General features: G+C 66.6%; 9 protein-coding genes. 8 read left to right on the top strand and 1 reads right to left on the bottom strand.

Annotated features, from left to right (window positions below):
• A partial coding sequence (locus tag B3D39_RS06240; protein WP_286789517.1) for a peptidyl-prolyl cis-trans isomerase occupies nt 1-1,647 on the top strand: 1,647 nt, incomplete at its 5' end.
• 11 nt (nt 1,648-1,658) lie between these two features.
• Nucleotides 1,659-3,170 (top strand): anthranilate synthase component I, encoded by a 1,512-nt coding sequence (gene trpE, locus B3D39_RS06235; RefSeq protein ID WP_078542842.1) that lies wholly within the window; start codon nt 1,659-1,661, stop codon nt 3,168-3,170.
• Nucleotides 3,171-3,206: 36 nt separating this feature from the next.
• Here trpE and B3D39_RS06230 read toward each other — a convergent pair whose 3' ends face one another.
• The gene (locus B3D39_RS06230) at nt 3,207-4,994 is read right to left on the bottom strand and encodes a divergent polysaccharide deacetylase family protein (RefSeq protein WP_286789516.1); all 1,788 of its coding nucleotides are present in this window, start codon (nt 4,992-4,994) and stop codon (nt 3,207-3,209) included.
• A gap of 181 nt (nt 4,995-5,175) precedes the next feature.
• Here B3D39_RS06230 and B3D39_RS06225 point away from each other — a divergent pair, with 181 nt between their 5' ends.
• From B3D39_RS06225 to lexA, 6 genes are all read left to right on the top strand, one after another.
• On the top strand, nt 5,176-5,769 hold the full coding sequence (locus tag B3D39_RS06225) for an anthranilate synthase component II (RefSeq protein WP_078520124.1): 594 nt from the start codon (nt 5,176-5,178) through the stop codon (nt 5,767-5,769).
• 8 nt (nt 5,770-5,777) lie between these two features.
• Entirely contained in the window at nt 5,778-6,800 is a 1,023-nt protein-coding gene (trpD, locus tag B3D39_RS06220) for an anthranilate phosphoribosyltransferase (protein ID WP_078542893.1), read from the top strand.
• Nucleotides 6,797-7,594: an indole-3-glycerol phosphate synthase TrpC gene (trpC, locus tag B3D39_RS06215; protein ID WP_274963588.1), complete on the top strand. Its 798-nt coding sequence runs from the start codon at nt 6,797-6,799 to the stop codon at nt 7,592-7,594. Before trpD ends, trpC begins: the two co-directional genes overlap by 4 nt.
• On the top strand, nt 7,591-8,076 hold the full coding sequence (moaC, locus tag B3D39_RS06210) for a cyclic pyranopterin monophosphate synthase MoaC (RefSeq protein WP_078520127.1): 486 nt from the start codon (nt 7,591-7,593) through the stop codon (nt 8,074-8,076). Before trpC ends, moaC begins: the two co-directional genes overlap by 4 nt.
• Nucleotides 8,073-9,263, top strand: coding sequence for a gephyrin-like molybdotransferase Glp (gene glp, locus B3D39_RS06205; protein ID WP_274963589.1), 1,191 nt, complete (start codon nt 8,073-8,075; stop codon nt 9,261-9,263). The genes moaC and glp overlap by 4 nt, the downstream gene beginning before the upstream one ends.
• 91 nt (nt 9,264-9,354) lie before the next feature.
• Nucleotides 9,355-10,071 carry a transcriptional repressor LexA gene (gene lexA, locus B3D39_RS06200; RefSeq protein ID WP_078547774.1) on the top strand — a complete coding sequence of 239 codons (717 nt, stop codon included), beginning with the start codon at nt 9,355-9,357 and terminating at the stop codon, nt 10,069-10,071.
• Nucleotides 10,072-10,162 lie beyond the last annotated feature (91 nt).

Genomic DNA, 10,162 nt, shown 5'->3' with positions numbered 1-10,162 from the left:
CTTGGCCAGCCGGTCACGATGGCGCAGATGCGGTCGTCCGGCGTCGACCAGCAGGTGCTGGGCAAGCTGATCGGTCAGGCCGCGATCGGCGAAGGCGCGCGGCGTCTTGGCGTGTCGGTGGGCGACCAGCAGTTGCAAAAGCAGCTCTACGACGTTCAGGCGTTCCAGAACGCCTCGGGCAAGTTCGACCGCGAAACCTATAAATTCGCGCTGCGCCAGCAGGGCTATACCGAGCCGCAATTCGAGGCGCAGCTGCGCGACGATCTCTCGCGCTCGATCATTCAGGGCGCGGTCGCAGGGGGCGTGGATGCGCCCAAGCCGGTGGTCGACGCCTATACGAAATATGTCAGCGAGAAGCGCGGCTTCACCTGGGCCGAAGTGAGCGAAAGCGATCTGACCAAGGCGATCCCGGACCCGACCGACGATCAGCTTCAGACCTATTACAACGACCACATCGATCAATTCACCGCGCCGCAGACGCGCGACATCACCTATGCGTGGCTGACGCCGGACATGCTGGCCGACAAGGTCAAGATCGACGACGCCACGCTGAAGGCCGAATACGAGCGCCGCGCCGACGAGTTCAAGCAGCCCGAGAAGCGCCTTGTGGAGCGTCTCGTCTACTCCGACATGGACGCAGCCAAGGCCGCGAAAGCCAAGCTGGATGGCGGCGCAACCTTCGCCGATCTCGCCAAGGATCGCGGCCTGTCGCTCGACGATGCCGATCTGGGCGACGTGACCCGCGACGATCTGGGCAAGGCTGCCGATCCGGTCTTCTCGGCCGAGAACAACACCGTGGTCGGCCCCGTCGAGACCGATCTGGGCCCGGCCCTGTTCAAGGTGAACGGCATCATCGATGCGCAGGAAACCTCCTTTGCCGAAGCGCGCGACGAACTCGCGGGCGATGCCGAAGCAGAGAAGGCGCGCAACGAGATCGGCAAGATGAGCGAAGATCTGCAGGACCGTCTGGCAGGCGGCGCGACGCTCGAGGAAATGGCCAAGGAAACCGATATGGAGCTTGGCCAGATCGACTACACCGCCGACAGCACCGATGGCATCGCGGGCTATGACGAGTTCCGCAAAGCGGCCGACGAGGCCACGACCGACGCCTATCCCGATCTGCAGACGCTCTCGGATGGCGGCGTCTTCGCGCTGCGCCTCAACAAGATCGTGCCGCCCCAGCCCAAGCCCTTCGCCGATGTGAAGGACGAGGTCGCGGCGGCATGGCGCGCCGATCAGGTGGTGAGAGCCGAAGAGGACCGCGCCAAGGAGATCGTCTCGACGGTCGAGGGCGGCAAGTCGCTGGGCGAGACCGGTGTGCTGACCACCAAGGTCGCGAGCATCGGTCGGGGCGGCTATTCCGACGAACTGCCGCCGCCGGTGATCTCCAAGGTCTTCAAGACCGAGCCGGGCAAGCCCGCGCAGATCACCGCCAACGGCAAGGTCTATGTCTTCGTCACCGACAAGGTCATTCCGGCGGATATGGAAGATGCCGACACCAAGCTGATCTCGGGTCAGATCGGCACCCAGCTGTCGAACTCGCTGGCCAATGACCTGCTCAATTTCTACGCGACCGCCGTGGAGTCGGAGGCCGGGCTCGATCTCGACAACCAGACCGTGACCGCCGTGCAGTCGCAGATGCAGTAAGGAGGCCCGCCGTGGTCGCTCTCTCCCCTTCTTTCGAGGCGTTCGAGGAACGCTGGGCCAAGGGTGAAAACCAGCTGGTCTACGCGCGGCTCGCGGCCGATCTGGACACGCCCGTCTCGCTGATGCTCAAGCTCGCCGAGGCGCAGCCCAATTCCTTCATGCTGGAATCGGTGACCGGCGGCGAGGTGCGCGGGCGCTACTCGATCGTCGGCATGAAGCCGGACGTGATCTGGGAATGCCGGGGCGAGCAGGCGCGGATCAACCGCTCGGCGCGCTTCGACGAGGCGTGGGAAGACCTTCCGGGCCACCCGTTCGACAGCCTGCGCGCGCTGATCGCGGAAAGCCGCATCGAGATGCCCGACGATCTGCCCGCCGCGGCGGCGGGTCTGTTCGGCTATCTCGGCTATGACACGATCCGGCTGGTCGAGAAGCTGCCGAACGTGAACCCCGATCCGTTGGGCGTGCCCGACGCGATGCTGCTGCGCCCGTCGGTCGTGGCCGTACTCGACGGGGTGAAGGGCGACGTGATCATCTGTGCGCCTGCCTTCCAAGCCGAGGGCAAGTCCGCGCGCGCCGCCTACGCGCAGGCCGCCGAGCGCGTCTCGGATGCGCTGCGCGATCTCGACCGCACCCCGGTGGAGAGCCGCGATCTGGGCGAGAGCCTGCAGGTCGGCGAGATGCATTCGAACTTCACGAAAGAGGGCTACATGTCCGCCGTGGAGAAGGCGAAGGATTACATCCGCGCAGGCGACATCTTCCAGGTGGTTCCGGCACAGCGCTGGTCGGCGCATTTCCCGCTGCCGCCCTTCGCGCTCTATCGTTCGCTGCGGCGCACCAACCCCTCGCCTTTCATGTTCTTCCTGAACTTCGGGGGCTTCCAGATCGTGGGCGCTTCGCCCGAGATTCTCGTGCGCGTGCGCGAGGGCGAGGTGACGATCCGCCCGATCGCGGGCACCCGTCCGCGCGGGGCGACCCCTGCCGAGGACAAGGCGCTGGAAGAGGACCTGCTGGCCGACAAGAAAGAGCTGGCCGAGCACCTGATGCTGCTCGATCTGGGTCGCAACGATGTGGGGCGCGTCGCGAAGATCGGCTCGGTCCACCCGACCGAGAAATTCATCATCGAGCGCTACAGCCACGTCATGCATATCGTCTCGAACGTCGTGGGCGAGCTGGCCGACGATCAGGACGCACTCTCGGCGCTGCTGGCCGGTCTGCCCGCAGGCACCGTGTCCGGCGCGCCCAAGGTCCGCGCGATGGAGATCATCGACGAGCTGGAGCCGGAGAAACGCGGCATCTATGGCGGCGCCGTGGGTTATTTCGCAGCCAATGGCGAGATGGATATGTGCATCGCGCTGCGCACGGCGGTGGTGAAGGACAAGACGCTTTACATTCAGGCAGGCGGCGGCGTGGTCTATGACAGCGACCCCGAGGCCGAGTGGATGGAGACGGTCAACAAGTCCAAGGCGCTGCGCAAGGCGGCCGAGGATGCGGGGCTGTTCGTAGCCACTCGCGGCAACGGCTGAGGCAGTCGCCTTTTCCCAAGCTTTGAGAACGCGGGCTTACTGGCCCGCGTTTTCCATTTTCGGCTCGGTGTCTGGAGTGCCAGCCGCCACGCTATCGAGCGCCAGCGCAGAAACCGGGGTCAGCGTCACCTTGTTCTGCGCATCGACATACCAGTCCTCGATCCCCTGAACCGATTCCGGCCAGGCCGAGAGCATCACCACGACCGAGCCGTTGCGCTCCGCCTCGAAATCGGCGCGCGCCAGCATCCGCGAGATCACGGCAGCCTTCTCGCGCCCGTCATCGATCACGCGCCAGACCTGCGCGCGCGGCAGATCGGCCGAGGTCGCGATCTGGTTGGCGCTGTCGAAGCCCTTCTTCTGGGTGACCACCCCAAGCCCGCCGCGGCTGAGCGCGGAGATCATCTGGCGCGCAAGCGGGCGGTTGTTCTGGAATTGCGGCTGCGGCGGCTCCACGACGGCGACCGCCTCGGGGATCACGTGACGCCAGGCCTCCAGCGCCACCTCGACATCTTCGGGCGCGGCGTTCGCGGGCAATCCGGCTGCGAGGATCGCGACCTCGAACCCCGCCGCGCGGAAGGCTTTCGCATCGTCAGCCGCGCCTTCGCGGGTCGGATCGATCGCGATGGTCATCGGCAGATCGCTCGCCGTGATCGTCGCCGGGTCGAGCCCGCCCGCCGCCACGCCCGGATCGATCAGTACGAGCGAGATTTGCGGCTTGTCGCTGATCGGTGCGGGGGCTGCGAATTTCTGGATCGGGTTCAGATCGGCTGCATCGACCGCCGCGACCTCGGGCATGTCCTGCGCGGACTGCGCGTCGGAGCCCTCCTCCGTCGAAGGCGCGGTCGAAGGCGTCACTTGCGGCAGGCGATCCACCACCACGCCGGGCGCGGATTTGAACCCGCCCATCGGTTTGCCCGGCAGCGACGGGGCGTCTTGCAACGAGAAGATGCGCGGCTTGATCGGGGCTGCATCCCCGGCTTGCGGCAGGGCGCGCCCGGCGGGCAGGTCCGGGCTTGTGGCCGGGTCGTTCGAGATCTCGGGCTTGTCGGCCTGCGCGGTGTCGATGCCCTCCCCCTCGGGCGGCAACTGATCGGGCGCGGGCATATCACCGAGCGACGGGGCCGCTTGGGGCTCCGCCTCGGGGGGGGCGATCTCGGCCTCGGGCAGTGCGGGCATCTCGCTCGCCGCGACGGTCGTTTCGCCCTCATCGGCAGACGGCGTCGCTTGCTCGGGCGCTTTCGGCGGCTGCAGGGTCACGTCGGGCAGCGCGGGCATTTCGGCTGCGGGCGCAGTTTCAGCGGTCTGCTGCGGCTGCGCTTCGGGCGCGGGCGCGCGCGCAGCGGCAACCTCGGGAGTGGCATCGGGCGCGGGCGCGCCTTGCAAAGCGGCAGGCTGGGCGCTGTCGGGCTGGGCCCCTGCCTCCGGCGCGACCGGCTCTGCGAGCGCGACGGTCTCCCCTTCCGCCTCGGGGCGCGGCTCGGCCATCTCGGTCGCCATCTCCGGGCGTGCGGCGCTTTGGATTTCGTCGGCACTGGGCGGCGCGAGGCTCGGCTGCGGCTCGGACACGCGCGGCGTCTTGGTCGGCGCTGAAATCGGCGCCCCGTCCGGCGTCGGCATCGCGGGCGTGCGATCGGTCGCAGGGCGCGAGAAATCGGAGCCCGCAGGCAGGTCCACATTCGCGGGTTCTTCGGGCGTCGGGCTTCCGGCGAGCTTGATCTCTGCGCCGGGCTCTTTCGGCGCCGGGAAGATCAACGACATCACGCCCGCACCAAGTACCGCGACCAGCAGACCGGCCAGTCCGCCCTTCATCACAGATCGCATCATTGCCTGCCTCCATCTTCACCGCTCTTGATGCGCGGCTTTTCCCGGGGACTGCCCTTGACCCCGACCCTTCGCTGATAGCATCTATAGCCCGACCCGTTCCCCGGTTCACCCCCCTTGATAAGCGCATCGGCGCTTGAGTGCATGGGGGACGCCGGGGGCCAACAAACGAAAGGGCCCGGCCATGCTGCTGCTCATCGATAATTATGACAGCTTCACCTATAATTTGGTGCACTATTTTGGCGAGCTGGGCGCCGATGTGAAGGTCTGGCGTAACGACGCGCTGAACGTGCAGGAGGCGATGGGCATGGGCGCCGAGGCGATCGTGCTGTCGCCCGGGCCTTGCGACCCCGATCAGGCGGGCATCTGCCTGCCGCTGGTGATGGCCGCGGCCGAGGCGAAACTGCCTCTGTTCGGCGTCTGTCTGGGGCATCAGACCATCGGTCAGGCCTTCGGCGGGAAAGTCGTGCGCGCTTCCGAGATCGTGCATGGCAAGATGGGCGAGATCCGCCACGAGGGCAAAGGCTGCTTCAAGGGCCTGCCTTCTCCGCTGAAAGCGACGCGCTATCACTCGCTGATCGTGGAGCGCGAGAGCCTGCCCGACTGCCTCGAGATCACCGCCGAGCTGGACGACGGCACGATCATGGGCCTGCGTCATCGCGAGCTGCCGATCGAGGGCGTGCAATTCCACCCGGAATCCATCGCCTCCGAGCATGGCCACGCGATGCTGAAGAATTTCCTGACAGAGGCAGGCGTCAGCCTGAAGGTGCCCGCATGAGCCAGCCGATGAGCGAAGCGATGAAGCCGCTGATCTTTGCGGCGTCCGAAGGTCCGCTGAGCCGCGCGCAGGCCGAAATGGCATTCCAGTTGCTGTTCGAAGGCGAAGCCTCGCCCGCACAGGTCGGCGGTTTGCTGATGGCGCTGCGGGCGCGCGGGGAATCCGTGTCGGAATATGCCGCTGCCGCCGCCGCGATGCGTGCGAAATGTGTGCCGGTGAAAGCCCCCGAAGGCGCGATGGATATCGTGGGCACCGGTGGCGACGGGATGCACACGCTCAACATTTCGACCGCTGCGGCCTTCGTCGTGGCAGGCGCGGGCGTTCCGGTCGCGAAACACGGAAACCGCGCGGCCTCGTCGAAATCGGGCACGGCGGATGTGCAATCCGAGCTCGGCATCGACGTGATGGCCGGTCCCGAGGCGACCGAGCGTGGTCTGGCCGAGGCCGGGATCGGTTTCATGATGGCGCAGATCCACCACCCCGCGATGCGCCACGTCATGCCGGTGCGTCAGGAATTGGGCTGCAAGACCATCTTCAACATCCTCGGCCCCCTGACCAACCCCGCAGGCGTGAAGCGGCAGTTGACCGGGGCGTTCGCGCCCGACCTGATCTTCCCGATGGCCGAGACGTTGCAGATGCTCGGCTCCGAGAAGGCGTGGCTGGTGCATGGCTCGGACGGGACCGACGAGATCACCATTTGCGGCACGACCGAAGTTGCCGCGTTGGAAAATGGTCGCATCGAGTCGATCCAGATCCACCCCGAGGATGCGGGCCTGCCCGTGCACAAGTTCAAGGATCTGGTCGGCGGCACGGCGGCCGAGAACGCCACCGCCCTGCGCGCGCTGATGGATGGCGAGGCTTCGGCCTATCGCGACGCGGTGATCTTCAACGCCGCCGCCGCGCTTGTCGTGGCCGACAAGGTCGCGGACCTGAAATCCGGGGCGGAAATGGCCGCCGAGAGCATCGATAGCGGAAAGGCGAAGACCGCGCTGGAAACGCTCGCCCGCATCACGCAGGAGGTCGCCGGATGAGCACGATCCTCGACAAGATCAAAGCCTATAAGCTGGAAGAGATCAAAGCGGCCAAAGCCGCGCGCCCGCTGAGCGAAGTTGAGGCTCAGGCCAAGGCGCAAGCGCCCACGCGCGGTTTTGCCAACGCCCTGACCGCGAAGGCGGAAACGGGCTACGGGCTGATCGCCGAGATCAAGAAGGCCTCGCCCTCGAAAGGGCTGATCCGCCCCGATTTCGACCCGCCCGCGCTGGCCAAGGCCTATGAGCAAGGCGGCGCGGCCTGTCTTTCGGTGCTGACCGACACGCCCTCGTTCCAGGGCGCGCCGGAATTCCTGTCGGCGGCGCGCGCGGCCTGCTCGCTGCCCGCTTTGCGCAAGGATTTCCTCTATGACACCTATCAGGTGGCGGAAGCCCGCGCCTGGGGCGCCGATTGCATCCTGATCATCATGGCTTCGGTCGAGGATAGCCTCGCCGCCGAGTTGGAAGACGCAGCCTTCGGTTGGGGCATGGATGTGCTCGTCGAAGTTCATGACATGGAAGAGACCGAACGCGCGCTCAAGCATCTGAAATCGCCGCTTCTGGGCGTGAACAACCGCAACCTGAAGACCTTCGAGGTCACGCTCGACGTGACCCGCGAACTTGCGCCGAGCATCCTCGCCGAGGGCCGCGATCTGGTCTGCGAGAGCGGCATCTTCACCCGCGACGACATGGCCGCGATGGCCGAGGTCGGCGCGCGCCGCTTCCTGATCGGCGAAAGCCTGATGCGGCAGGACGATGTCGCGGGCGCCACCCGGACGCTTCTGGAGGTCGCATGAGCCTCTCGCATTTCGACAAGGACGGTCAGGCCCATATGGTCGACGTCTCCGATAAGGAGGTGACCGACCGCATCGCCGTGGCCGAGGGGCGCGTGGTGATGCTGCCCGAGACGCTGGACTATGTCCTGAAGGGCACCGCGAAAAAGGGGGACGTTCTGGGCATCGCACGGATTGCGGGGATCATGGCCGCGAAGAAGACCTCCGATCTGATCCCGCTCTGTCACCCGCTGCCGATCACCAAGGTCACGCTGGACCTGGAGCCCGACGAGGCCCTGCCCGGCGTGCGCATCCGCGCGACCGTGAAGACCTCGGGTCAGACCGGCGTCGAGATGGAGGCGCTGACGGCGGTCTCGGCGGCGGCGCTGACGGTCTATGACATGCTCAAGGCGGTCGAGAAATCCATGCAGATCGAGGGTATCCGCGTCGTGCTGAAAGACGGCGGAAAATCCGGCAAATACGAGGCCGAAGGGAGCGCATCATGAGCCTTTTGCCCGTCGAAGAGGCGCTGGAGAAGGTTCTGGCACTGGTCGAACCGCTGGGCACCGAGCGCGTAAGCCTGCGCCACGCCCTTGGCCGCGTGATGGCGGAGCCCGCCACGGCGCAACTGACCCAGCCGCCCTTCTCGGGCTCTGCGATGGATGGCTACTGGATCGACGTGGCCGACCAACTGCCCGGCGCGACGCTCACCGTCGAGGGCGAGGCCGCCGCCGGTCGCGCCTATGACGGCACGCCGACTCCGGGCCAAGCCGTGCGCATCTTCACCGGCGCACCGGTGCCGGGCCCGAATGGCGTGGTCGTTCTGCAGGAGAACGTGACGCGTGAAGGCGATACGATCACCCTGCCGCAAGAGCTTGAAACCCATAACAATATCCGCCCCAAGGGTCAGGACTTCGCGCAGGGCGAGAGCTTCTGCCCCGACCGCCCGCTGACCGCGCGCGATCTGGGCCTGCTGGCCGCGATGAACGTGGCCGCGGTCACGGTGCGCCGCCGCCCCATCGTCGCGATCATCGCCACGGGCGACGAGCTGGTGATGCCGGGCGAAGAGCCGGGGCCGGACCAGATCATCTGCTCCAACAGCTTCATCGTCGCGGCATTGGCCGAGCGCATGGGCGCCGAGGCCCGCATGCTGCCGATCGCGCGCGATGACCGCGACAGCTTGCGCACCGTGTTCGACCTCACCAAGGGCGCCGATCTGGTGGTGACCTCGGGCGGCGCTTCGGTCGGCGCGCATGATCTGGTGGGCGAAGTGGCCGCGGAACTGGGGCTCGACCGCAGCTTCTGGAAGATCGCGATGCGCCCCGGCAAGCCCTTGATGGCGGGCCGGATGGGCGAGGCTGCCATGCTGGGCCTGCCGGGCAACCCGGTCTCGGCCACGGTCTGCGCCGAACTGTTCCTGCGCCCGATGCTGCGCAAGCTTTCGGGTCTGCCGCCCGAAAGCCGCGTGCAACAGGCGATCCTCGCGACCGATACCGGCCCGACCGGCCCGCGCACCCATTACATGCGCGCAGCCCTCGCCCCCGGCGATCCCCTGCCCCGCGTCACGCCCTTCGACAATCAGGACTCTGCGATGCTGAGCCTCCTGTCGCAGGCCGATTGCCTGCTGATCCGCCCCTTGGGCGACGGGCCGCGCAAGGCAGGCGAGACGGTCGAAATCCTGCCGCTGGACTGAGCCGCACCCGCCTCGGGCGTTGACAGCCTCCGTGAACAAGGGTAGAACAATCCTTGAACATGTGCCTTGACCGGGGAACGGAGGGTCGCGGATGCTTACGCGCAAGCAGCTGGAATTGCTGGAATTCATTCAAAAACGGATGATGAAGGACGGTGTTCCACCCTCTTTCGACGAGATGAAGGACGCACTGGACCTGCGCTCGAAATCCGGCATCCACCGTTTGATTACCGCTCTGGAAGAACGTGGCTTCATCCGCCGCCTCGCTCATCGGGCCCGCGCAATCGAGATCGTGAAACTGCCCGAAGCGCTGGAGAAGAAATTCGGCGCGCCCGCAGGCGATAGCGCTGGCAGCTTCGCGCCGCAGGTGATCGAGGGCGACAAGACCGACCCGCCGCGCGGCGCGATGCCGGTCGACGTGATCCACGCGCTGGAACTGCCGGTGATGGGCCGGATCGCCGCAGGTGTCCCGATCGAGGCGATCTCGGAAGTCTCGCATCACGTCGCCGTTCCCGGCTCCATGCTGAGCGGTCGTGGGGAGCATTACGCCCTCGAGGTCAAAGGCGACTCGATGATCGAAGCCGGCATCAACGACGGCGATGTCGTGGTGATCCGCGAACAGGGCACCGCCGACAATGGCGATATCGTCGTCGCGCTGGTCGAGGGGCATGAGGCGACGCTGAAACGCTTCTACCGTCGCAGCGGGATGATCGCGCTGGAAGCCGCGAACCCGGCCTATGAGACGCGGCTGCTGCGCGACGATCAGGTGAAGGTGCAGGGGCGGCTCGTCGGGCTGATCCGCAGCTACTGAGATTTGGTGAATTCCTGGGAAAGAGCGTCCTGCGGGGCGCTCTTTTCGTTTGTCGCGCGGGTGGCGTGGGCAGGAGCCTCCGGCGGGGATA

This window comes from Thioclava sp. UBA3469 (assembly GCF_002378135.1).
GTDB classification, from domain to species: domain Bacteria; phylum Pseudomonadota; class Alphaproteobacteria; order Rhodobacterales; family Rhodobacteraceae; genus Thioclava; species Thioclava sediminum.
Note: the sequence above shows the minus strand (reverse complement) of the source record. Positions and strands in the feature narration are given on the sequence as shown.